At 64.3% G+C, this 23,374-nt stretch carries 17 protein-coding genes and 1 pseudogene; 14 read left to right on the forward strand and 4 right to left on the reverse strand.

Going from position 1 to position 23,374, the window contains the following annotated elements:
• Positions 1-349: 349 nt before the first annotated feature.
• From OP497_RS15410 to OP497_RS15425, 4 genes are all read left to right on the forward strand, one after another.
• Entirely contained in the window at positions 350-3,676 is a 3,327-nt protein-coding gene (locus OP497_RS15410) for a site-specific DNA-methyltransferase (protein ID WP_280549979.1), read from the forward strand.
• Positions 3,677-3,679: 3 nt separating this feature from the next.
• On the forward strand, positions 3,680-4,477 hold the full coding sequence (locus OP497_RS15415; RefSeq protein WP_280549981.1) for an ATP-binding protein: 798 nt from the start codon (positions 3,680-3,682) through the stop codon (positions 4,475-4,477).
• A complete protein-coding gene (locus OP497_RS15420) occupies positions 4,474-7,293 on the forward strand; it encodes a DEAD/DEAH box helicase family protein (RefSeq protein WP_280549984.1) in 2,820 nt (939 codons plus the stop codon). Before OP497_RS15415 ends, OP497_RS15420 begins: the two co-directional genes overlap by 4 nt.
• A gap of 109 nt (positions 7,294-7,402) precedes the next feature.
• Entirely contained in the window at positions 7,403-7,612 is a 210-nt protein-coding gene (locus OP497_RS15425) for a hypothetical protein (protein ID WP_280549988.1), read from the forward strand.
• Between the two features lie 62 nt (positions 7,613-7,674).
• Here the strand turns inward: OP497_RS15425 and OP497_RS15430 are convergent, their stop codons facing one another.
• The 3 genes from OP497_RS15430 to putA form a co-directional block, all read right to left on the reverse strand.
• The gene (locus OP497_RS15430; protein ID WP_280549990.1) at positions 7,675-8,508 is read right to left on the reverse strand and encodes an AraC family transcriptional regulator; all 834 of its coding nucleotides are present in this window, start codon (positions 8,506-8,508) and stop codon (positions 7,675-7,677) included.
• A gap of 115 nt (positions 8,509-8,623) precedes the next feature.
• A complete protein-coding gene (locus OP497_RS15435; protein WP_348533129.1) occupies positions 8,624-9,820 on the reverse strand; it encodes a Gfo/Idh/MocA family oxidoreductase in 1,197 nt (398 codons plus the stop codon).
• Between the two features lie 403 nt (positions 9,821-10,223).
• On the reverse strand, positions 10,224-13,886 hold the full coding sequence (putA, locus tag OP497_RS15440) for a bifunctional proline dehydrogenase/L-glutamate gamma-semialdehyde dehydrogenase PutA (protein WP_280549992.1): 3,663 nt from the start codon (positions 13,884-13,886) through the stop codon (positions 10,224-10,226).
• Positions 13,887-14,243: 357 nt separating this feature from the next.
• Here putA and OP497_RS15445 point away from each other — a divergent pair, with 357 nt between their 5' ends.
• Entirely contained in the window at positions 14,244-15,461 is a 1,218-nt protein-coding gene (locus OP497_RS15445; RefSeq protein WP_280549994.1) for an amino acid deaminase, read from the forward strand.
• Between the two features lie 49 nt (positions 15,462-15,510).
• Here the strand turns inward: OP497_RS15445 and OP497_RS15450 are convergent.
• Positions 15,511-15,651: pseudogene (locus OP497_RS15450) on the reverse strand (GlxA family transcriptional regulator); the annotation flags it as partial.
• Positions 15,652-16,018: 367 nt separating this feature from the next.
• Between OP497_RS15450 and phnC the strand changes: the two are divergent.
• Genes phnC through phnK form a run of 9 tightly spaced genes read left to right on the forward strand, consistent with a single transcriptional unit; the run spans position 16,019 to position 23,365 of the window.
• The gene (gene phnC / locus OP497_RS15455) at positions 16,019-16,846 is read left to right on the forward strand and encodes a phosphonate ABC transporter ATP-binding protein (protein ID WP_280549995.1); all 828 of its coding nucleotides are present in this window, start codon (positions 16,019-16,021) and stop codon (positions 16,844-16,846) included.
• Between the two features lie 39 nt (positions 16,847-16,885).
• Positions 16,886-17,920, forward strand: coding sequence for a phosphonate ABC transporter substrate-binding protein (gene phnD / locus OP497_RS15460; RefSeq protein WP_280549997.1), 1,035 nt, complete (start codon positions 16,886-16,888; stop codon positions 17,918-17,920).
• A gap of 54 nt (positions 17,921-17,974) precedes the next feature.
• On the forward strand, positions 17,975-18,766 hold the full coding sequence (phnE, locus tag OP497_RS15465; protein WP_280549999.1) for a phosphonate ABC transporter, permease protein PhnE: 792 nt from the start codon (positions 17,975-17,977) through the stop codon (positions 18,764-18,766).
• A gap of 23 nt (positions 18,767-18,789) precedes the next feature.
• A complete protein-coding gene (gene phnF / locus OP497_RS15470) occupies positions 18,790-19,533 on the forward strand; it encodes a phosphonate metabolism transcriptional regulator PhnF (protein WP_280550001.1) in 744 nt (247 codons plus the stop codon).
• Positions 19,530-19,976 carry a phosphonate C-P lyase system protein PhnG gene (gene phnG / locus OP497_RS15475; protein ID WP_280550003.1) on the forward strand — a complete coding sequence of 149 codons (447 nt, stop codon included), beginning with the start codon at positions 19,530-19,532 and terminating at the stop codon, positions 19,974-19,976. Before phnF ends, phnG begins: the two co-directional genes overlap by 4 nt.
• On the forward strand, positions 19,973-20,599 hold the full coding sequence (gene phnH / locus OP497_RS15480) for a phosphonate C-P lyase system protein PhnH (RefSeq protein ID WP_280550005.1): 627 nt from the start codon (positions 19,973-19,975) through the stop codon (positions 20,597-20,599). The genes phnG and phnH overlap by 4 nt, the downstream gene beginning before the upstream one ends.
• The gene (locus OP497_RS15485; RefSeq protein ID WP_280550007.1) at positions 20,584-21,699 is read left to right on the forward strand and encodes a carbon-phosphorus lyase complex subunit PhnI; all 1,116 of its coding nucleotides are present in this window, start codon (positions 20,584-20,586) and stop codon (positions 21,697-21,699) included. Before phnH ends, OP497_RS15485 begins: the two co-directional genes overlap by 16 nt.
• Positions 21,696-22,550, forward strand: a complete 855-nt coding sequence (locus OP497_RS15490; protein WP_280550009.1) for an alpha-D-ribose 1-methylphosphonate 5-phosphate C-P-lyase PhnJ — start codon at positions 21,696-21,698, stop codon at positions 22,548-22,550. Before OP497_RS15485 ends, OP497_RS15490 begins: the two co-directional genes overlap by 4 nt.
• Positions 22,547-23,365 carry a phosphonate C-P lyase system protein PhnK gene (phnK, locus tag OP497_RS15495; RefSeq protein ID WP_280550012.1) on the forward strand — a complete coding sequence of 273 codons (819 nt, stop codon included), beginning with the start codon at positions 22,547-22,549 and terminating at the stop codon, positions 23,363-23,365. The genes OP497_RS15490 and phnK overlap by 4 nt, the downstream gene beginning before the upstream one ends.
• Positions 23,366-23,374: the final 9 nt, after the last annotated feature.

The raw sequence follows: 23,374 nt of genomic DNA on the forward strand, positions 1-23,374 counted from the left end.
AGGTGTTCTGAGGGAGCGCTATGCACAGGGCTCTCGCGCAGAGAAAGGCCGGATCCTCGATGAGTTTACTCTGATCAGTGGGTGCCATCGGAAATCCGCACCTGACTGTCTATGTGAGTGTTCATACACTCGAAATCAGGTGGCCAGATTCACTATGCCACTACAAAGCGATGCGCCGGTGACCTGGAAGCCATGTTTCATGCCGGGGCGTCACAAGCGAGTTTCTCCCCCTGCCTCGATAACCGTCCTTGACCTCGCGCCTTGCGGCCACCCTGCCGATTCACCATGATGGCCTGTATCATCAGCAGGCTAAGCGCATTCATCGCCGCCAGAACGACAGGGACGCCCCATGAGCCAGACCGACGCCCAGCTACGTGAGCTGATCCTCACCCTCGTGCCCGATGACGGCAGCACCATCGGCAACGCCAGGCTGCTCAAGCGGCTCGGCGAAGAGGCAGGCGAGGTCGACAAGCTCGACTACGAGCAAGTCCGCGACGGCTTGATCGAGGAGGGCGTGCTGGGCAAGGGGCGCGGTCGGGGCGGCTCCGTGTACCGTCTCGCTGCTTCGGCCCCGCAAGAAGCGTCGGCCCCTGACACCACGGCCCCCGACCTCACCCTGCAGATGCAGGAGGTCCCCGCCGAGCTGCCGCTGAACCAGCAGCAGGCCAAACCGAAGCGGGCCACCAGGCCGCGCCAGAAGAAGCCTGACCAGGCCGAGGTACTCTCCTACCGCTTTGAGGAGAAGCGCAAGAACAACCCCCACGTGGGCATGGTGGATACCGCCAGCGACGGTGTTGAGGAAACCACCGCCTGGGCCTACGACCCGCACCTCGACCCGGAGCTGCAGTTCGATTCCTCTGCCAACCGTGCCCAGGTCGAGGCGCTGATCGACGATGCCCTGGCCTCCGGTGACCAGGCGCAGATGAAGGCCGCGCTCGAGGAGCTCAAGCGGCTGCAGTCGCCCTACCTGCAGTGGACCGGCAAGGCCGAGCGCACCAGCTTCGAAGTGGATACCGTCTCGCTGCATGTTCACGAGCGTATCGACCCCGCCACCATCCTCGGCGAGGTGCAGAAGCGCATGAAGGCCGGCAAGCAAGGGGGCAAAGGCAGTGGCAGCGCCTTCCAGCCCGACCTCTTCCACGCGCCCTTCGAGAACCTGCCGCTGCGCGAGGCCATCGACTTCTACAAGCACGAGCGCGACTGGGCCAACCGCCTGATCGCCGGCGACTCCCTGCTGGTGATGAACTCCATGCTGCAGAAGGAGGGCATGGCCGGGCAGGTGCAGATGATCTATATCGACCCGCCCTACGGCATCAAGTACGGCTCAAACTTCCAGCCGTTCACGAACAAGCGGGACGTTAAGGATCGTAAAGACGAGGACCTGACCCAGGAACCGGAGATGATCAAGGCCTTCCGGGATACCTGGGAGCTGGGCATCCACTCCTACCTCACCTATCTGCGCGATCGACTGCTGCTGGCGAGGGAGCTGCTCAGTGAGAGCGGGTCCGTGTTTGTGCAGATCTCCGATGAGAACCTGCATCATGTAAGAGAAATCTGTGACGAAATTTTTGGGAGTGATAATTTTTGCTCAGTCATTAATTTCAAAAAGACGTCTGCTGTTAGCAGTCCAAATGCGAAGGTTAATATCCTTGGCACCGTCACTGATTATTTGGTTTGGTATGCGAAAGATATTGGCAGCGTAAAATACAACCAGCTTTATTTTGAGAAAAACCAAAGTAGTGACACGTCGGGTGTCTATCAGTGGGGCGAAGATGGTTTTGGCGTGAGGAGACGTTTATCACCGGAAGAAAGGAGTGGTGATAACCACAAGGTTTTCAGGGTTGACAACATCACCTCTTCAGGATGGAGTGATAACTTATCAAAGCCAATTGCTTTCAAGGGGGCAATGCTTGTCACTGCTGAAAATAGGCACTGGGCCACTCACCCTGAAGGAATGCGAAAGCTCGGCTTGGCTAACAGATTGTCTATTGCAGGGCGGAGCCTTGGTTATATAAGGTACATGCTTGATTTTCCTGTTTATCCAATTGTGAATGCTTGGTCAGACACGGGGACAGGGAGCTTTACTGATGACAAAACATATGTAGTCCAGACAGGTGTAAAAACACTTGAACGCTGCCTTCTAATGACCACCGATCCAGGCGATCTGGTGCTGGACCCCACCTGCGGCTCCGGCACCACCGCCTATGTGGCCGAGAAGTGGGGCCGGCGCTGGGTCACCTGCGATACCTCCCGGGTGGCGGTCACCCTGGCCAAGCAACGGCTGATGACCGCCAGCTACGACTACTACGAGCTGAAGTACCCTCAGGAAGGCCTGAGCGGGGGCTTCATCTACAAGACGGTGCCGCATATCACCCTGAAGTCGATCGCCAACAACCCGGAGATCGATGAGCTCTACGAGAAGTACCATCCGGCCATCGAGCAGGCGCTGGCCGAGCTGAACGACTCTCTCCAAGGTCATTCGATCAAGGACGAGCCGCTCACCTTTACTGTGACCGAGGGCGGCCGCAAGGGCGACAAGGTCGACTTCGTAGCCCCCGACAGCAAGACGTTCACGCTCCCCTCGGAGGAGACCGCCAAGGTCAATGAACTGCTCGAGTGGGAGGTCCCCTTCGACTTCCCCGGCGAGTGGCCGCAGGCCGCCAAGCCGCTCTTCGAGGCCTTCCACAGCGCCCGTCAGGCCATGCAGCGCCGCATGGACGAGAGCATCGCCAACCATGCCGGCCAGGAGGTGCTCTACGACCAGCCCGAGGTGAGCCGCGACAAGCTGCGCATCACCGGCCCCTTCACCGTCGAGGCGGTGCCCTTCGCCACCGTGCTGGGCCTGGACGAGGCGGAGCAGCCCAAGGAGGCCGACGTCGCCGTGGCTCGCTCAGGGGCCACCTCCCGCCATGCCCAGTGGCGGGATGAGTTACTGAAAGCTGGCATCCGCGGCAAGGGCGGCCAGCACCTCAAGCTGATGGACCTGGAGACCCTGCCCGGCGCCAAGTACCTGCATGCCGTGGGTACGGTCTCGGAGACCGGGGAGCGGGTCGCCGTCAGTTTCGGCCCCGAGTACGCCGCCCTGGAACAGCGCCAGGTGGAGATCGCCAAGAACGAGGCCGGTGACCTTTTCCCGTCGCCGAAGCTGCTGGTGTTCTGCGCCTTCACCTTCGACCCGGAGGCCGCCAAGGATATCGACAGCATCAAGGGCATCCAGGCCCTCAAGGTGCAGATGAACACCGATCTGCTCACCGAGGACCTCAAGAAGAACGCGCGCAGCAACGAATCCTTCTGGCTGATGGGCCAGCCGGACGTCGAGGTGCATACCCTCAAGGACGGCAAGCTGCAGGTCGAGGTGCATGGTTTCGACTACTTCGATACCCAGAGCGGCGAGCTCAAGTCCGGCGGCAAGCGCGACATCGCCGTGTGGGAGCTGGATACCGACTACGACGACCGCTCTCTCTTCCCCCGCCAGGTGTTCTTCCCCATGGCCGGCAAGCAGGATGGCTGGTACAAGCTCAAGAAGGATATCCGCGCCGAGCTCAACGAGGAGCTGCTGGGCAAGTACCACGGCACCAAATCGCTCCCCTTCGAGCCCGGCGACAACCGCTGCATCGCGGTGAAGATCGTCGATAACCGCGGCATCGAATCGCTGAAAGTCGTTCGGCTGGATTGACCCATGACACAGCAAACCAGCCTCTTCGAGGTGCTGGCCCGCCATGAGGGGGTCGATACCGAATACAAGGCGGCCCGGGGCGGGCTGCCCAAGAGCCTGTGGGAGACCTACAGCGCCTTCGCCAACACCGCGGGGGGAACCCTCTACCTGGGGGTGAAGGAGGGCGATGATAGCCCATCCACCGCCGGTCTCACTGAGGCGGATGTGGATAAGCTGCGCGGTGAGTTCTGGGCCACGCTCAACAACCCCCAGAAGGTCAGCGCCAATATTCTCCAGGAGCACCATGTCAGCGTCGAGACCTACCAGGGCGACGCCATCCTGGTGATCGAGGTACCCCGCGCCACGCGCAGCGAGCGGTCCTCCGACACTAGCTCCCCACACTCCGACACTAGCTCCCTACACTCCGACACTAGCTCCCCACACTCCGACACTATGTTCCCTCATAGTGAGCCGAGCTCCCCCCACAAGGGCACTACCTTCCCGCATAGTGAAGGGAGCTCCCCCCACAGCGGTGCCGATGAGCACGCCCCAGCGTGGGAAGCACTGCAGCGCATCGCAGCCCCGGTCGCTGCCGCCAAGCGCACTCAGCCCGAAGCGATGCAGACGACGCTGCTCAAGCTCTGCCGCGGCCGCTATCTCACCCTGCGTCAGCTATCCGAGCTGCTCCAGCGTTCGCCCAAGAACATCGGTGAGCGGCATGTGGCCCCGCTGGTGAAGGCAGGCAAGCTCGAGCTGCGCTACCCCAATGTCCCGAACCACCGGCAGCAGGGCTATCGCACGGTAGAAGGAACCACCGCATGACGGCCAACTCCCTGATCATCAATTCGCCCTACGATGCCCCCTCGGCCTACTGGGAGCGCGACGGTAAGCAGATGACCCTCCAGCAGGGCCGTCGCCCCGCGGCCTACGAGATCTTCGACACCCGCAACAACACCCAGCGCACCGAGCCGCTGGAGCAGGTCAACAAGATTCGCCAGCGCGTGGACGAGTGGCGGGCGGATGGCTACCCCGGCATCACCAGCGTCACCCGTCAGCTACTCGAGCACTGGCACGCCCGGGGCGACTGGGACCCGGAGGCTTGCCGCTGGGAGGGCGGGCCGCGCCAGTACCCGTTCTACTTCTGCCAGCTCGAGGCCATCGAGACGCTGATCTGGTGGCTGGAAGCGCAGCAATCCTACCGCCAGGGCATCTTCCTCAGCGGGGATGGCGGCCCCTGGGAGCGCATCTGCAACAAGATGGCCACCGGCTCCGGCAAGACCTCGGTGATGTCGCTGATCATCACCTGGCAGACCCTCAACGCCATCCACTACCCCAAGGACCGCCGCTTCTCCAAAGCGGTGCTGATCATCACCCCGGGTCTCACGGTGAAGAGCCGCCTGCAGGTCTTGAAGCCAGGCCACCCCCAGAACGTCTTTGATGAGTTCAACCTCTGCCCCAACGAAGCCATGCGGCAGCAGCTCAATCGTGTCGAGCTGGTCATCGAGAACTGGCACACCCTGATGCCGCTGAAGGAGCAGGCCCGCTCCGTGGTCAAGAAGGGCAAGGAGAGCGACGAGGCCTTCACCCGCCGGGTGCTTGGGTCGCTGGCCAACGAGCGCGACCTGATCGTGATCAACGACGAGGCCCACCACGCCTACCGCCAGCAGGCCGAATCCAAGGTCAGCAAGAAGCAGGCCGAGGAACTGGGCATCGACCTGGAGGAGGCCACCCGCTGGATCGAGGGCCTGGACCGTATCCACAAGACCCGTCGTATCCGGCGCTGCTTCGATCTCTCCGCCACGCCCTTCGCCCCCACCGGCAAGAGCAACACCGAGTCCGGCCTGTTCGAGTGGATCGTCTCCGATTTCGGCCTCAACGATGCCATCGAGGCGGGGCTGGTCAAGACGCCTCGGGTGGTGGTGCGCGACGACGCCCTGGCCAACGCCAGGACCTACGCCAGCAAGCTCTATCACCTTTACCGCGAGGACGAGGTGAAGGAAGACCTCAATCGCAGGGCCGAGCCCACCGCACCTCTGCCGGACCTGGTGCAGAAGGCCTACGCCCTGCTGGCCTACGACTGGAAGGAAACCCGCCAGCAATGGCAGGAGGCCGGCCACAGCATTCCTCCGGTGATGCTTACCGTCTGCAACCGCACCGAGACCGCGGCGCGCATCGAGCACTTCTTCAACGGCGGGGACTGCCTGATCCAGGAGACCCAGACACCCGACGCCACCCTGCGGGTCGATTCCAAGGTGCTGGAGAAGGCCGAGCAGGGCGAAACCACCAGCAGCAAGGACAAGCAGTATGCCGCTCGGCTGGAGGCCCTCATCAAGGCGGCCCGGCTCCCTGCCGACAAGGAGGCCGACCTGCTGGCCATGAAGCAGGAGGAGCAGCTGCGTGCCCTGGTCGATACCGTCGGCAAGCGTGGTCAGCCGGGGCAATACCTGCAGAACGTCATCTCGGTGGCCATGCTCTCCGAGGGTTGGGACGCCGCCAACGTCACCCACATCATGGGGCTGCGCGCCTTCACCAGTCAGCTGCTCTGCGAGCAGGTGATCGGGCGCGGCCTGCGTCGCGTCTCCCACGACATGGACGCCGACCGCAAGTTTCTTCCCGAGTACGTCAACGTCTTCGGCGTGCCGCTCTCGATCTTCCAGGACGCCAGCGAAGGCGGCGAGGCCCCCCCACCGCCGAAGCCAAGCGTACGCATCGAGGTCGAGCCCGGCCGCAACCACCTGGAAATCCGCTGGCCCAACGTCGATCGCATCGACAACGTGCTCAAGCCGGCGCTGGTGATCGACTGGCAGAGCGTGCCCACGCTGCCCCTCGACCCGGCCCAGACCCCGCTCAACGCCGACATCGCCCCCTCGCTGACCGGCTCCCCCAACCTGGCCATGGTCACCGAGATCGACCTGGAGCGGGCGGTGGAGGAGTTCCGGCTGCAGAACCTCATCTTCCGCGCGGCCCGCAAGCTCTACCTGCAGAACCAGGCCACCTTCGGGGGCGACAAGCAGTACCTCGCGGTGCAACTCATCCGGCTGGTCGAACAGTTCCTGGAAAGCCGAAAGCTGGATATCCCCAGCCTCTGGCACCAGGACCCGGTGCGTCGCCGGCTGCTCTTCGCCCTCAACATGGATACCGTGGTGGCGCACGTCAGTCGCCACGTCACCGAGCAGAACGTGGAGCGTCAGGAACTGATCTTCGAGGAGCACCAGCCCATCGGGGCCACGGCCTACATGCGGCCCTGGCTCACCACCAAGCCATGCGCCCCGACCGAGCGCTCTCAGATCAGCCACGTCGTCTACGACAGCGCCTGGGAGAAGATGGTCGCCGACGTCTGCGAGGACCACCCCGGCATCGCTGCCTGGGCCAAGAACGACCACCTCGACTTCAAGGTGCGCTACCTGTGGCGTGGCTCCTCGCGCAACTTCGTGCCCGACTACCTGATCCGGCTCACCAACGGCAGGACCCTGGTGCTCGAGGTGAAGGGCCAGGACAGCCAGCAGAACGCCGAGAAGCGCACCGCCATGGAGACCTGGGTGAAGGCCGTCAACGAGCAGGGCGGCTTCGGCCAGTGGGCATTCGATAGCGTGTTCGAGCCGGCGCAGACCCGCGACGTCATCGAAAGGCATCTATGATGAGGAGCCGTACGGGCTGGCCGAAACCAGCTTGAACGGCTCGATATGGTGATGACATGCTTGTCAACGTCACCAAATCCGGCCCGCGTTGCTATGGGAAGATGTGCTGGTGCCTGACGTCGACACCGCCTCCATCAGTCATCAGCATCTGTGGTGCACCATGGACAGCCTGTCGGACTGCAGCGAAGCTCTCAACGAGGTGCTGGCACAGCAGCTCAAACCGCTGATCGATCAAGAGCTGTCGATCGTCTTTGACGACCTCACCACGATCCGAGCAGAGGGGAGCACTTCACTCGAAGGCGTTTCATCTCCAGGCTAATCAGTGGTTTACACTTCTATCTGTCGAGCTCGGGGACCCGGCACATACCCGTCATCAGCACTTCAGCCAGTAAGGTACCGTCTCCTGTAGACCCCGGGTGTCACGCCGACGACTCTCTTGAAGGCAGTATTGAAGTAGCTGGGATGGCGATAGCCGACCCGCTCGGCAACATCGGCGACGCTGAGGTCGGTGTTGATCAGCAGGGACTGGGCTTCACCGACCCGGCGTCGAATCAAGTAGTGGATAGGCGAGCAGCCGACCGTGGCCTTGAAGCGGTGCGCGAGATGGAAGTGGCTGACCTTGAAGCGTTGGGCGATGGCTTGCAGATCGAGTTCCTCGGCATAGCGCTCGTCGATGTAGCGCCGAACCTCCTCGCCGAGGTCGTAACCGGGCATATCGAGGCGTGGCTCCGGCCGCTCGAGCAGCCGCCCCACCATCTGTACCAATGCCTGCAGTAGGTGGTGGCAGGTCTCGGCGGCACCGACCTGCCCTACCTGATCGTAGAGTAACTGCATCAGGCCCTCGAAGGCGGCTTGCTGCTCGCCACTGGCCAGCACCGGGCACCCCTGCTCGGACACCAGATAGTTGGCCGGCAACCCCCTTAGCTTGAGCCCACGGAAGCCGCAACAGTAGGCGGTGATGCCAACCTCGGGCCGGGCGGATTCATCATGCAGGATACCGCTGTTGTAGATCAGTACGTCGCCCTTGTGGGTCTGGTACTCGTGTCCGCCGATGATATGCGTGCCCTGGCCTTCGCGGATGAAGACGATCTCGGTACGGCCGTCATGGCGGTGCATGGCGCGGGGCATCGCGCTCTGGCTGCCCTCGGCCTTGCACATGTAGAGCAGTTCGGCCGGGTGCTCCACCAACAGCGATCGACTGGTGCCAGGATTCATGAAACGCTGAATCACCGCGGTCCCTCCGCAATGGCGATGTTTACCTGTCATCTTCGCGCACCCTCGGCGTCACCTGCCAGCCCGTCGGAGCTTTCCGGCGGGCCGGCGTGAGTCGTTAGACATAGTCGACCCAGACTGCCCCGGCATCGGCGGATCGCACGCAGTTCTCCACCCAGCGCACGCCCTCCACCCCGGCATCGATATCGGGAATTCCCAGCGCCTCGACGGCCTCGGTATCGCCGCGATCCTGTGCTTCCATGGCCAACGCGAAGCGGTAGTAGAGGTTGGACCAGGCCTCGAACAACCCCTCGGGATGGCCTGCGCCGATGCGGTCGTCCTGTCGCGCCTGGGGATAGAGGTAGTCCATGCCGCGCTCCAGAATCCGCACCGGCTCGCCCTGGACCTCGTAGCGCAGCTGGTTGGGGTGCTCGTCCCACCACTCGACGCTGGCCCGGGAGCCGATGACCCGCACCTTCTGGCCGTGCATGGAGCCGGCATTGACCGCCGAGGTCCAGAGGTGGCCCATCACGCCGCCCTCGTACTCCATCAGCACGTAGGCGTTGTCCTCCAGCGGGGCGCGGCTGGCCACGAAGCTCTGGCGTGAGCAGAGCAACCGCTTGATGCGCAGCGCCGGCAGCATCATCTCGGCGATGTAATAGGGGTGGGTCGCCAGGTCGCCGAGCACGTAGCTGGGCCCGGCATGGCGGGGATCGACACGCCAGCGGGCGCCGGGGTCGGTCTGCTCGACGGCCTCGCTGTGGAAGCCATGGGCAAACTGCATGTGGACCATGCGGATCTCGCCGAGATCGCCGTTGGCGATCATCTCCCGCGCCTGTCGGATCAGCTGATGCCCGGCATAGCCATAGGTCACCCCGACGATGCGCCCCCGCTCATCGGCGAGGGCACGGAGTTCCTCGGCCTGCGCCACGCTGAAGCACAGCGGTTTCTCGCAGATCACATGCAGCCCGGCCTCCAGTGCCGCCTTGCAGATGGCGAAATGGGTGCTGTTGGGTGTGGCGATGGAGACCGCCTGAATCCCGTCCTCGCGCTTGGCTTCCTCGGCGAACAGTGTCGGGTAGTCCGCGTAGCAGCGCTCGGGCGCCACCCGTAGCGATTCGCCGAACTCGCGGCCCCGAGCCGGGTCGATGTCGAAGGCACCGGCCACCAGCTGGAAACTGTTGTCGCGCAGCGCCGCACAGCGGTGGCTGTAGCCGATCTGGCTGCCGCGGCCGCCGCCCACCATCGCCCAGCGAATCGGGGCGGCAACTTTCAGGTCACCCTGGATCATGGTCATGTCTCCTCGCATACTCATCTTGGTGACTCCGCTGGCTGTTGTCATTGGTAGCGGGCTTTCGCGATCGCCTCCATTACAGCAGCCGTCAGGACACCATGATTTCACTTTCTTGCTATTTCTAGTGTGCTTTTGCCTGGCCGATGGTAAACAAGGCATCGTTATGGTCAGGGCTTGCAGGGACGTTGGTCCCCGCTGAATAAATCTGATTGCATTTTCTTGTGCTAAGCGGCATCAGGATATAATGGACCCCGACAGATCGGGTACAGGGTGGCCGTCACCAGGATGCCTGGGAGTGCGGTGGTCGAGGCCGGGCACGCAGACGGGCACACAAGGATAGCGTTTGCCAGCGAGCAGGTGGTGATGCCGGAAGCCAGCCGCGCCGGCTTCGGCCTCGGCGATGCCGCTGGCAGACGCGTCGAGCCTATTCCGCCGTCGCCAGCAGGCTGGCGTTGCCGCCCGCGGCGGTGGTGTCGATGCACAGGTGGCGCTCCACCACGTAGCGCTCCGGCGAGATGGTCTGGGTCTCGAGCGGCACGATGGCCCCCTCGCGCCCGGCCAGCGCAATGCGCAGCTCGCGGGTCCAGTCGCTGTCACCCGCGGCGGCCACGGCCGCTACCTCCTTGACCGTGGTCAGCGTCTCGGCCGCGACGCTGCCGTCGAGCGCGGCGACGGGGGCCCCGGCACTCTTCAATTGCTGCACGGCCTGTGCCGCCCCGGGTGCGACGAGCACCGCCGCACAGCCGGCGCCGAGCGCCTGCACCGCCTGGGCGATGGCGATGTCCAGGGTCGGCCCGAGGCAGAGCACCGGGCCCTTCGGATACATCGCCAGCCGGTTGCTCTCTCCCGTCGGCCCCGGCAGCGTCTGCGGGGTCATGTCCAGGGCCGCGGTCTCGGCCAGTGCCTTGCGGATCACGCCGCCCTTGCCGCTCATTGCCTTGCGCAGCACCTCGACCCGGTCGGGGCGCGCCGCCCAGTTGCGCGGGTCCAGTCCGTCGATGGCCGACTGCAGGTCCTCGAGGGGCACGGATTTTCCCTGGGGAGCGTCGTGACGCTCGACGGCGGCGGTGCGCCGGAAGCGGGTGACATAGAGGGGCCCGCCGGCCTTGGGGCCGGTGCCCGAGAGCCCCTCGCCACCGAAGGGCTGGGAGCCGACGATGGCGCCGATCTGGTTACGGTTGACGTAGACGTTGCCGACATGGACGCGCTCGACGATCTGCTGCACGCGGTCGTCGATGCGGGTATGCAGGCCGAAGGTCAGCCCGTACCCCTGGTCGTTGATCGCGTCGACCACCTTGTCGATGTCGCGCGCCTTGAAGGTGGCCACGTGCAGGATCGGGCCGAAGATCTCGCGCTCGAGATCCTCGATGCCCCCCACCTCGACCACGGCCGGAGTGACGAAGGTGCCGGTGTCCGGCGCGGGCAGCGTCTTCAGCACCTTGCCGGCTTTTTTCTTCGCCGCCACATAGGCGCTGATGTCGGCCTGGGCCTCGGCGTCGATCACCGGCGAGACGTCGGTGTCGGTGTTCCAGGGGTCGCCGATGGTGAGGGCGTCCATGGCGCCGTCGAGCATGTTGAGCAGCCGCTCGCGTGCCTCTTCCTGGACGTAGAGCATCCTCAGCGCCGAGCAGCGCTGGCCGGCCGACTGGAAGGAGGAGATCAGGATGTCGCGCACCGCCTGCTCGGTGAGTGCCGTGGAGTCCACGATCATCGCATTCAGCCCGCCGGTCTCGGCGATCAACACCGCATCCGGTCCCGCATTCTGGGCCAGGGCCTTGTGGATGATCTGCGCCACCGGGGTCGAGCCGGTGAAGCAGACGCCCGCGATCCGCGTATCGCTGGTCAGCGGCCCGCCCACCGTCGGCCCGTCGCCGGGCAGCAGCTGCAGCGTCGCCTCCGGCAGGCCGGCCTCGCGCATCAGCTCGATGGCACGCGCGGCGATCAGCGGCGTCTGCTCGGCGGGCTTGGCGAGTACGGCATTGCCGGCCGCCAGCGCCGCGGCAATCTGGCCGGTGAAGATGGCCAGCGGGAAGTTCCACGGGCTGATGCAGACGAAGATGCCGCGGGCGCTGCCGGGCTCCTCCGCCTCCAGCCGTTCGCCCTCGTTGGCGTAGTAGCGCAGGAAATCCACCGCCTCACGCACCTCGGCGATGCCATCGAACATCATCTTGCCGGCCTCGCGCGTCGCGATCACGGTCAGCTCGGCGATATGCTCCTCGTAGAGGTCGGCGATGCGGCGCAGCACCTTGGCTCGCTCGGCCGCCGGCCGCGCTGACCAGTCACGGAACCCCTCCTCGGCGGCGTCGAGGGCGGCCGCCACCTCGGCCGGGGTCGCCTCGTGGACCTTGCCGACGACACGAGAGCCGTCGGCGGGCGACACGGCATCGCGGGCCAGCCCCTGCGGTGCCGGGCTTCCGGCCAGCATGGGGCCAGCGGTCCAGGTGGTGTCGGCAAACGCTTCACGCGCCTTGAGCAGCGGGAGGATCGAGGCGGGTTCGTTGATCCGGTAGCCGCGGGAGTTCTTGCGATCGGGCGCAAACAGCTCGCCGGGCTGGCGGATCAACGGGCTGGCGAAGGCGTCACCGAGTTTTTCCATCCCCTCCACCGGGTCCTTCGAGACCTCACTCGGGGGAATCGACTCGTCCACCACCTGGTTCACGAACGAGGAGTTCGCGCCATTCTCCAGCAGGCGCCGCACCAGGTAGGCCAGCAGGTCACGGTGCGCGCCGACCGGGGCGTAGAGTCGGCAGTGCGTGCCCTCCGACTGCTTGACGATCTGATGCAGCGATTCGCCCATGCCATGCAGGCGCTGGAACTCGTAGCTGTCCTTGTCGTCTCCCGCCATGGCCACCACGGCGGCACAGGTATGGGCATTGTGGGTCGCGAACTGCGGATAGATGCGGTCGCGCCGGTCGAGCAGCAGCTGGGCGCAGGCCATGTAGCTGACATCGGTGTTGACCTTGCGAGTGAAGACCGGGAAGGTCTTGACCCCCATCTCCTGAGACAGCTTGATCTCGGTATCCCAGTAGGCGCCCTTGACCAGCCGCACCATGATCTTGCGGTCGAACCGCTCGGCGAGCTCGTAGAGCGTCTCGATCATCGGCGCGGCGCGGCGCCCGTAAGCCTGCACCACGACCCCGAAGCCATCCCAGCCATCGAGGCTGGGGTCTGACATCAGTGCCTCGATCACGTCGAGCGACAGATCCAGCCGGTCCTGCTCCTCGGCATCGATGTTGAAACCGATGTTGGCCTTGGCCGCCTGCTGCACCAACTCCTTGGCTCGCGGCACGAGTTCCGCCATCACCGTGTCGCGATGGGTGTATTCATAACGCGGGTGCAATGCCGAGAGTTTCACCGAGATGCCGGGGCTTCCGCGCACGTCGCCCTTGGCCTGCTTGGCGATCGCGGTGATCGCCTTGGCGTAGGCCTGGTGATAGCGAACGGCATCGTCGTCGGTGCGCGCGGCCTCGCCGAGCATGTCGTAGGAGTAGGTGTAGCCCTGCTTCTCGAGCTCGCGGGCATTCTTCATGCCCTCCTCGATGGTCTGGCCGAGCACGAACTGGCGCCCGAGGATCTTCATCGACTGGCCGACCGCGGTACGCACCACCGGCTCGCCCATCCGGCGCACCAGGCCGCGCAGCGCCCGCACCGGGCCCTTGGGATCGTCGTCCAGCACCTTGCCGGTCAGCATCAGCGCCCAGGTCGAGGCGTTGACCATCGACGACGACGACTTGCCCAGGTGCGCGCCCCAGTCGGACGGCTCGATCTTGTCGTGGATGAGGTCGTCGATGGTTTCCGCATCGGGCACGCGCAGCAGCGCTTCTGCCAGGCACATGAGCCCGACGCCCTCGGCGGTCGAGAGCCCGTACTCGGCCAGGAAGGCCTCCATCATCGAAGGTGACTTTTCCTTGCGCACACGCTCCACGTATGTGGCGCCGACGGCGGCCACCTTGCGGCGGTCGTCCTCGGACAGCTTGATACGCTCGACGAGCCCGCGCAGCACATCTGCCTCGTTGGCGTCGTAGTTGGCGCGGATGCGCCCCCGCAGCTCGTTCGCGCCATGCGGATGAAGGTTAGCTTCATTCATGTTCGATACCCTTTTGCTACTCGTAACGCATCGTCGATGCCTAGGCTCGGATGCCGTCATCATTGTGAAAGGCATTCACCTAGCGTAGGCGTCCTGGCCGGGCTTGCACCCACAGTCTGCGGTCACGCGATCAACGGACGACTCGCAGGGTATAGTGGACCCCATGGTCAAGACAGAAATCACCTGGATTTAAGCTATTACCTCAGTCATGGGTGTGAACGTCGATGAACCTCGGCGCCATCGACGATCCGGGCGCCGCGGCAACCATGCGCGGCAGCAGTGAATGTGAGTAGGCGCTGATCGCATAGCCTAGGGAATTGAAGTTCCTGGGCGAAGCCGCTAAGAGGAGTGCAAGCAATGCGCGAAGCGAGGATGTGCTGCGACAAGGGCACCGTCGAAGCCGGTCCCGAGCTGTTGACAGGGGTCAGCCTGCCGGCGGCAGTGATTCATGAGGCGCCGTTGGCTCAGAACTTGGAATGGATGCAGTGCTTCGTCGACGATCATGGCGCACGGCTGGCACCTCATGGCAAGACCACCATGGCACCGGCGCTGTTTCACCGTCAGCTCGAGGCTGGCGCTTGGGGCATCACCCTGGCTACAGCCCCCCAATGCCGGGCCGCCTTCGCCCACGGAGTCACGCGGTTACTGATGGCCAACCAGCTGGTGGGTGAGGTCAACATGGCCATGGTGGCGGCGCTGATCGAGGGTGGCGCCGATTATTACTGCGTGGTGGATGGTGTCGAAAATGTGAGCCAGCTGGGGCGTTTCTTTGCCGCCCGGGGGCTCAAGCTGCAGGTGTTGATCGAGCTTGGCTTGCCGGGCGGGCGCTGTGGCTGTCGCGATACCGAGCAAGTCGAGGCTCTGGTGGCGGCGATCGCGGAGCAGCCGGCCTTGGCACTGGTGGGTATTGAGGGTTACGAAGGCATGATCGCTGGCGGCGATGAAATCGCGGCAGTGCGCGCCTACGGGGAGAGACTGGTAGAAACCGTTAGGTCGCTTGTCGACAGTGGCTTGCTGGCGTGCGAGGCGCCGATCGTCACCGCTTCCGGTTCCAAGTGGTTCGATCTGATCGCCGAGGCGTTCGACAACGCGGCGTTGCGCGAGCGATACACGCCGGTGCTGCGACCGGGCTGTTACGTGGTGCACGATCACAAGCTTTATGCTGGCGCCATGGCCGAGGTGAAGGCGCGCCATCCGCACCTTCAGGGTGAGTTGCGGCCGGCGCTGGAGATCTTTGCCCATGTGCAGTCGTTGCCCGAGCCGGGGTTAGCCATCATCGCCCTGGGCAAGCGCGATATTGGCCACGAGCCGGACCTGCCACTGCCGCTGCGGCGCTATCCGGTGATCTCGCACCCGGCGGCAGCCACGACGCCAGTTGACGTAAGTGACTGTCACACGACGCATATCATGGATCAGCACCTTTTCCTGGCGATACCGCAGAATGCCGGGATCGCCGTCGGTGATGTGGTGGCTTTCGGCACCTCCCATCCCTGCCTGACCTTTGACAAATGGCGCCAGCTGTTGCTGGTGGACGAGGCGCTGAAGGTTAAGGAGAGCCTGGTAACCTGTTTCTAAGGGTTAACGCCGAAGCTTCTCGACAACGTTTTCCGCTCACATTCGTCCGCCACTCGAACAGTGTCTGGCCGCCGATGCGATTGGCGATGCGCAGCGGCTCGATGGCCGAGAAGAAGGCCACCATGGCGAAGCGCGGCAGCAGCAGAAAGCCGATGCGCTCGGGGGCGGTGTCGGGGGGCTGGAGTCTCATGGTCTAGGAGGAAGGATACACCAGGCGCCGCATCTAGGTGTCGGGTCCCGGGTGATCAATTCGTTTTTGTGCGACTGAAGCATTCGGCGGCCACTTGGCCTGATGTCATATCGATAGTGGGAACCGTCGGGGCTCTCAGCCTCAGCTGTGGTGCAAGGCATATCTCGTCAAATGACGAGTTGCGGTCATTTGCATGACGAATTGGTGACTGTGGTTTGTAACCAGTTGATATATAGAAAAGTTGATAACGTGTGACATGTATCGTGGCATGAGTTACCTCAACAGTGTCACGAGATTATCATTGTCTAGACAACTGACGTTAACCTGAGTCCGCGATACTGACACCATCCCAACGAGGAGAGGTGTCATGTCGATCCCCAGCATTCTGGTTGACCAGCTAAGCAAGAGCTTCGGTCAGCATCCCGTGCTTCGCGACGTCGGTTTCTCGGTGAAGCCCGGTGAAATGGTGGCGTTGATCGGGCCGTCGGGCTCCGGCAAGTCCACCCTGCTGCGTCACCTCGCTGGCCTCACCCGTTCCAATCGTGATGGAAAGAGCCGCGTTCAGGTGCTTGGTCGCAATATCCAGAGCGGTGGACGCCTGAGCCGCCGTTCCCGCGCCGATCGCTGCCGCACTGGCTACATCTTCCAGCAGTTCAACCTCGTCGGCCGACTGAGCGTGCTGACCAACGTGCTGATCGGTCAGCTGGGCAACATGCCCCGTGGACGCGCCCTTTTGGGTCGCTTCACCGAGGAAGAGAGGCAGTCCGCGCGCCACGCCTTGGCACGGGTGGGGATCGAGGCCCTGGCCGGCCAGCGTGCCAACACCCTGTCCGGCGGACAGATGCAGCGCGTGGCCATTGCCAGGGTGCTGATGCAGGACGCCGACATCATCCTGGCCGATGAACCTATCGCCTCGCTGGATCCGCGCAGTGTCCGCGAGGTCATGGAAATTCTGGCGCGCATCAATGCCGAAGATGGCCGCACCGTGCTGATCACCCTGCATCAGGTGGAGGTTGCACGGCGCTTCTGTCCGCGTGCCATCGCCCTCAAGGAGGGACGCCTGTATTTCGATGGCCCCGCCAGCGATCTCACCGATGCCCGCCTCGAGTCGCTGTACGAGAACGCTGGACTCGACGAGCTCCACTCCCGTTCCACCTCCGTTGACCTGGCCACCCCCGTGGCTGCGCTGGGCTGACCTCACTCGCTTGATCACCACCCCGAAGGAGTCCTTGCCATGTCCCGTTTTACCCTGCGTCGTATCGCCCTGCCGCTGGTGGCTGGTGCCACCCTGTTCGCCAGCCAGCTGACTCTTGCCGCCGATGCCGCCGACACCTTGAACTTCGGCATCATTTCCACCGAATCGAGCCAGAATCAGTCCACCCAATGGGAGCCCTTCCTGGCCGAGATGTCCGACACTCTGGGCATGGAAGTGAAGCCATTCTTTGCCACTGACTACGCCGCGGTCATTCAGGCCATGCGTTTCGACAAGGTCGACCTGGCCTGGTACGGCAACAAGTCGGCCATGGAGGCCGTCGACCGCGCCGGCGGCGAGGTCTTTGCCCAGACCGTGGCCGCCGATGGCTCGCCGGGCTATTGGGGCCTACTGATCACTCATCGCGACAGCAACCTCGAGAATGTGGAGGACGTGCTGAGCCGCGCTGATGAACTGATCTTTGGTAACGGTGACCCCAATTCCACCTCCGGTTTCCTGGTGCCCGGTTACTACATCTTTGCCAAGAACGGCGTGGATGCGGCATCGGCCTTCAAGCGGACGCTGAATTCCAATCATGAAACCAACGCGCTCTCCGTGGCCAACGGCCTGGTCGACGTGGCCACGTTCAATACCGAGAGCATGGAGCGTCTCGAAATCAATCATCCCGATAAGGCAGAACAGATCAAGGTGATCTGGAAATCGCCGCTGATTCCCTCCGACCCGCTGGTGTGGCGCAAGAACCTTCCCGAGGAGCTGAAGGCAGAGCTGCGTGAGTTCTTCTATTCCTACGGCGAGACCGAGGCCCAGCGCGAGATCCTCGAGCCGCTGCAGTGGGCACGCTTCGACGAATCCAATAACGATCAGCTGCTGCCCATTCGTCAACTGGAGCTATTCAAGGAGCGTGCTCAGGTCGCCCAGGACGAGAGCTTGTCCGAAGAAGAGCGCGACCGCCAGCTGGCCGAGTTCGATGCTCAGCTCGAAGAACTGAACCAGCGACTCGAGGCAGCCAAGGCTCAGGCCGATGAGGCGCCAGCGACCGCGATGGTTAGTCAGTAACGACATCCAGCGCTGAATGACGAGGGGCTTGCGGGCCCCTCAACGGGAGTTCCCATGAACGTGCATCACTCCACATTGGACGCCCGACCGGCACGGCGAGGCTGGGTCCCGCTGGCGGGATGGGCCCTGACCCTGGCGGTGCTCAGCTGGGCCTGGCAGGGCGCGGAAATGCAGCCCGGGCTGCTGATTGCCAATACTGACAACATGGCCGAACTGGCCGGGGATTTCTTCCCGCCGGCCCTGGGCAATCTGGAGCACTACATCGACCAGATGCTGATCACCATCCAGATCGCCATCTGGGGCACCTTGCTGGCGGTGCTATGCGCCATTCCCTGCAGCCTACTGTCCTCCGAGAACCTTGCTCCGTGGTGGGTATATCAGCCCATGCGCCGGCTGATGGATGCCTGTCGTGCGATCAACGAGCTGGTGTTCGCCATGATCTTTGTGGTGGCCGTGGGACTGGGACCCTTCGCCGGCACCCTGGCGCTGTTCGTCCACACCACCGGGGTGCTGGCCAAGCTGTTTTCCGAGGCCGTGGAAGCGAGCGATTCGGGCCCCATGGAAGGAGTGCACGTGACCGGTGCTGGCCGCATCGAAGAGATCATCTTCGGCCTGATTCCTCAGGTCCTGCCGCTGTGGATCTCGGTCAGCCTGTACCGTTTCGAGTCCAACATTCGCTCGGCCACGGTGCTGGGCATGGTGGGCGGCGGTGGTATCGGCGTGTCGCTGTGGGAGACCATGCGCGGCTTCCAGTACACCGAGACGGCCACCATCATGCTGGTGATCATCGTGGCGGTGACGCTGCTCGACATGGCCTCCCAGCAGGTTCGCAAACGCTTCATCTGAAGCGCTTTTTTTCAGGAGGCGACATGTCTAGACAAGCCCTTCGCGAGCCCCGCTACCTCACTTTGGCTGGAGCACTGTCCGAAGAGGTACGGACCCACTTCTCCCCGGGACAGTGGTTGCCGAGCGAGTCCCAGCTGGCCCGGCGCTTCGGTGTCAACCGCCACACCGTGCGCCGAGCCCTCGATGAGCTGGTGTCGGACGGCATGGTGACTCGCCACCAGGGCCTGGGCACGCTGGTGGTCGATCGGCGGCTGGACTATGCGGTGAGCGCTGGCAGCAAGGTGACGCACAACCTCGCGGAGCTGGGCATCACCACCACGACCGAATGCCTCCAGCAGTCGCTGGTCGTGGCGCCGGAGGCAATTGCCGCGCGATTCTCTCAACCCGCCGGCATGACCCTGATGTGCGTCGATACCCTGCGCTGGGTGGACGAGGCGCCGCTACTGCGTCTGCGCCACTGGTTCGACCCAGCGCGGGTACCCGGCTGGCTGGAGCGATATCGGGGCGGCTCCACACGCGCACTGCTCAATCAGCACTATGGTCTACGGCTCACACGTCGCCGGGTCCGGATCGAGGCCGGGGTCGCCGACCGTGAGGACCAGCGCTTGCTGCAGTGCCCGCATCAGGCCCCACTGCTGCAGCTGGCCAGCGACAACGTCGATGCCGACGGCGCACTGGTCGAGGTCTCGATCAGTCGTGCACGGGCCGACCGTCTCTCCTACCACATCGACTTCAATGACCCACTGTCTGACGAGGTGTCTTCATGACGTCTGCACGACGCCAGCGCATTCTGGCGCTGACTCCCCGCGAGCGTCTGGCCGAGCACTGGGCTCGGTTGGGCATCGCTCCCGACTACCGCTGTGTCCGCGGCCCCGAGACCGGCATGGCTATGGTGCGCGGCCGCATGGGCGGCAGCGGCAAGGCTTTCAATCTCGGTGAGATGACCCTGACCCGGGCGAGCGTAGCCCTGGACGACGGCACGCCGGGCGGCGGTCCGCTAGGCCACGGCTGGGTCAAGGGCCGCGATGCGCATCACGCTGAGCTCATCGCCCTGGCTGATGCCTGCGCACAGCGTGACGACTGGGGACAGCGCATCGACGCTGAACTGCTGACGCCGCTGGAGGCCGCACTGCACGTCGAACAGGAGGCGCATGGGTGCCGTGCGGCGGCGACCCGTGTCGATTTCTTCACCATGGTCCGAGGGGAATGAGCATGCAGTGGTCCGCTTTTGACGATCCCGTCCACGACAGCCAGCGCGCCTATCGCCAACTACTGTCGACCATGGCGGAGCCCGGCACCGTTGAAGACATGCTGGAGTCCCCGCTCAGGCCTGAGGACGCCGCCATCGGCGCAGCCTGCTGGGCGACACTGCTTACGCTGTGCGATCTCGACACACGGGTGTGGCTGACCCCCGAATTGGCCGCAGGTGGCCTAGGCGAGGGATTGAGGTTCCATACCGGCAGCCGTCTGGTCGACACGCCCGCCGAGGCGGACTTCGCGCTCGTGACCCCGGCAACCCTGGCCGATCCCACTCGTGTATTCAACGAGGGCAGCGATATCTACCCCGATCGCAGCACCACGCTGCTGGTGGTGCTGGAGCGGTTGGATACCGAGGGTCCCTGGCGGCTTCAGGGACCGGGTATCCCCGGATTCCGGCGCCTCGGCATCGGGGAGGGCAATGCCCTCATGAACCGCCTGGCGGCCAATCAGTCCCGCTTCCCACGTGGGCTGGACGCCATCCTGACCTGCGGGGCCCGGCTGGCAGCAGTGCCGCGCAGCACCCGCATCACATCTTCCCGGGTAGAGGAGGCTGATCCATGTATGTCGCAGTGAAGGGCGGAGAGCAAGCCATTGCCAATGCGCACCGTTGGCTGGCCGATCGCCGGCGAGGCAGCCGCGAATCCGCCGAACTGGAGGTGGCTCAGGTGGAAGGGCAGCTGCGCCTGGCTGTGGCGCGGGTGATGGCCGAAGCCTCGTTGTATGACCCGGAGCTCGCTGCCCTGGCCATCAAGCAGGCTAGCGGCGACATGGTCGAGGCGGTATTCCTGCTGCGCGCCTATCGCACCACACTGCCGCGGCTGGCTGAAACGGTGCCTCTGGATACCGCGGCGATGCATATCGAGCGACGCGTCAGCGCCACCTACAAGGACATCCCTGGCGGCCAGGTGCTGGGGCCGACCTACGACTACACCCACCGCCTGCTGGACTTCCTGCAGCTGGCCAAGGGGGAAACGCCTACACCCGTCGAGGCCCAGGAGACACTGACGGCCTGCCCGCAGATCCTGGAACTGCTCGACGACGAAGGGTTGCTCGAGCGCGAGGCAGACGACGGCAGCGAGCCCTATGACATCACCCGTGACCCCCCTGACTTCCCGGTAGATCGGGCCACCAGGCTGCAGATGCTGGCTCGCGGCGATGAGGGCTACTTGCTGGCCCTTGGCTACTCCACCCAGCGCGGCTATGGGCGCAACCACCCCTTCGCCGGGGAGATTCGCCTGGGTCGTGTGGCGGTCGAGATCGAGGTGGAGGAGTGCGAGGTGCCCGTGTGCATTGGCGAGATCGAGATCAGCGAGTGCCAGATGATCAACCAGTTCGGCGGCTCGCGTGAAGTGGCACCGCAGTTTACCCGCGGCTACGGGCTGGCCTTTGGCCACAACGAGCGCAAGACCATGGCCATGGCGCTGGTCGACCGCGCCCTTCGCGCCGAGGAACTGGGCGAGACCCCAACGGGCCCTGCCCAGCAGGCGGAATTCGTGCTGGCCCACGCCGATAGTGTCGAATCGGCAGGCTTCGTTTCACACCTCAAGCTGCCGCACTACGTGGACTTCCAGTCGGAGCTGGAGTTGCTGCGGCGCCTGCGCCGCGAGCATGCCGCCCGCCGGCTACAGCCTGACGAGCAACCTACTACCGCGCCGGAGGAGCAGCAGGCATGAACGACTATTCTGATGCCACGACCGGTTACAACTTCGCCTACCTCGACGAACAGACCAAGCGCATGATCCGCCGCGGCTTGCTCAAGGCCGTGGCGATTCCCGGCTATCAGGTGCCCTTCGGCGGGCGCGAGATGCCGATGCCCTACGGCTGGGGTACCGGTGGCATGCAGCTGACGGCCAGCGTGCTGGGTCAGGACGATGTGCTCAAGGTGATCGACCAGGGCGCCGACGATACCACCAATGCGGTGAGCATCCGCGCCTTCTTCGAGCGGGTGGCCGGTGTCACCACCACCTCGGCGACGGCCGAGGCCGATGTGATCCAGACGCGTCACCGTATCCCCGAGCAGCCCCTGCGCCAGGGCCAGATCCTTGTCTTCCAGGTGCCGATACCCGAACCGCTGCGCTTCATCGAACCCAGCGAGGAGGAAACCCGGCTGATGCACGCCCTGGAGGAGTATGGGGTCATGCACGTCAAGCTCTACGAGGACATCGCGCGTCACGGGCATATCGCCACGACCTATGCCTATCCCGTGAAGGTGGACGGGCGCTATGTCACCGACCCCTCGCCGATCCCCAAGTTTGATAACCCCAAGCTGCACATGGCCGAGGCGCTGATGCTGTTCGGTGCTGGACGCGAGAAGCGGCTCTACGCCATTCCGCCCTATACGCGGGTGGAGAGCCTGGACTTCGAGGACCATCCGTTCGAAGTGCAGCAGTGGGAGGAACCCTGCGCCATCTGCGGGGCTCGCGACACCTTCCTCGACGAGGTGATTACCGACGACCGGGGCGGGCGGATGTTCGTCTGCTCGGATACCGACTACTGCCAGTCACGTCGTGAGGAGGTGGCATGAAGTGTCCCGAACTGCAACGGCCCGCGCTGCTGGAAGCGCGCGGTGTCTCGCGCCTGTACGGCCCCGGCAAGGGCTGCGAGGCGATCGATTTCACCCTGCATCGCGGCGAGGTGCTGGGTATCGTCGGTGAGTCCGGCTCCGGCAAGTCGACCCTGCTGCGCGTGCTCTCAGGGCTGGAGCGCCCGGATACCGGGCAGGTGGCCTATCGCTCGACCGTCGCCCAGGGCCGCGACGGAGCGGGCCATGAGGGGGAACTCGATCTGTATGCTCTTGGCGAAGCGCGTCGACGGGCACTGCTGCGCATGGAGTGGGGGTTGGTGCACCAGAATCCGCGTGATGGGCTGCGCCTTGGGGTTTCGGCCGGTGCCAATATTGGTGAGCGCCTGATGGCCCTGGGCGAGCGTCATTATGGCCAGCTGCGGGCGGCCGGCCAGGACTGGATGGGTCGAGTGGAGCTCGACCCGAAGCGCATCGATGACGCGCCCAAGACCTTCTCGGGCGGCATGCAGCAGCGCCTGCAGATCGCTCGCACCCTGGTGACCCGGCCGAATCTGGTGTTCATGGACGAGCCGACCGGAGGCCTGGACGTCTCGGTGCAGGCCCGGTTGCTCGACATGCTGCGCACCCTGGTTCGCGAGTTGGGCCTCTCGGTCATTCTAGTGACCCATGACTTGGCGGTTGCCCGACTGCTGGCCCACCGCTTGATGGTGATGCGCCGCGGCCAGGTGGTCGAGAGCGGCCTGACCGATCAGATTCTGGACGATCCGCAGCATGCCTATACGCAGCTGTTGGTGTCGTCGGTACTCACGCCTTGAGGAGCTGTC

Origin of the sequence: Halomonas sp. 11-S5, from assembly GCF_029889825.1 — a bacterium.
Classification (GTDB): domain Bacteria; phylum Pseudomonadota; class Gammaproteobacteria; order Pseudomonadales; family Halomonadaceae; genus Halomonas.

Coding starts and splice junctions, on each gene's coding strand:
- phnC (WP_280549995.1), top strand. CDS start 16,019: ATGTCGATCCCCAGCATTCTGGTTGACCAGCTAAGCAAGAGCTTCGGT.
- phnG (WP_280550003.1), top strand. CDS start 19,530: ATGACGTCTGCACGACGCCAGCGCATTCTGGCGCTGACTCCCCGCGAG.
- OP497_RS15435 (WP_348533129.1), bottom strand. CDS start 9,820: ATGAGTATGCGAGGAGACATGACCATGATCCAGGGTGACCTGAAAGTT.
- OP497_RS15485 (WP_280550007.1), top strand. CDS start 20,584: ATGTATGTCGCAGTGAAGGGCGGAGAGCAAGCCATTGCCAATGCGCAC.
- OP497_RS15410 (WP_280549979.1), top strand. CDS start 350: ATGAGCCAGACCGACGCCCAGCTACGTGAGCTGATCCTCACCCTCGTG.
- OP497_RS15420 (WP_280549984.1), top strand. CDS start 4,474: ATGACGGCCAACTCCCTGATCATCAATTCGCCCTACGATGCCCCCTCG.
- putA (WP_280549992.1), bottom strand. CDS start 13,886: ATGAATGAAGCTAACCTTCATCCGCATGGCGCGAACGAGCTGCGGGGG.
- phnK (WP_280550012.1), top strand. CDS start 22,547: ATGAAGTGTCCCGAACTGCAACGGCCCGCGCTGCTGGAAGCGCGCGGT.
- phnF (WP_280550001.1), top strand. CDS start 18,790: ATGTCTAGACAAGCCCTTCGCGAGCCCCGCTACCTCACTTTGGCTGGA.
- phnD (WP_280549997.1), top strand. CDS start 16,886: ATGTCCCGTTTTACCCTGCGTCGTATCGCCCTGCCGCTGGTGGCTGGT.
- OP497_RS15490 (WP_280550009.1), top strand. CDS start 21,696: ATGAACGACTATTCTGATGCCACGACCGGTTACAACTTCGCCTACCTC.
- phnE (WP_280549999.1), top strand. CDS start 17,975: ATGAACGTGCATCACTCCACATTGGACGCCCGACCGGCACGGCGAGGC.
- OP497_RS15430 (WP_280549990.1), bottom strand. CDS start 8,508: ATGAATCCTGGCACCAGTCGATCGCTGTTGGTGGAGCACCCGGCCGAA.
- phnH (WP_280550005.1), top strand. CDS start 19,973: ATGAGCATGCAGTGGTCCGCTTTTGACGATCCCGTCCACGACAGCCAG.
- OP497_RS15415 (WP_280549981.1), top strand. CDS start 3,680: ATGACACAGCAAACCAGCCTCTTCGAGGTGCTGGCCCGCCATGAGGGG.
- OP497_RS15445 (WP_280549994.1), top strand. CDS start 14,244: ATGCGCGAAGCGAGGATGTGCTGCGACAAGGGCACCGTCGAAGCCGGT.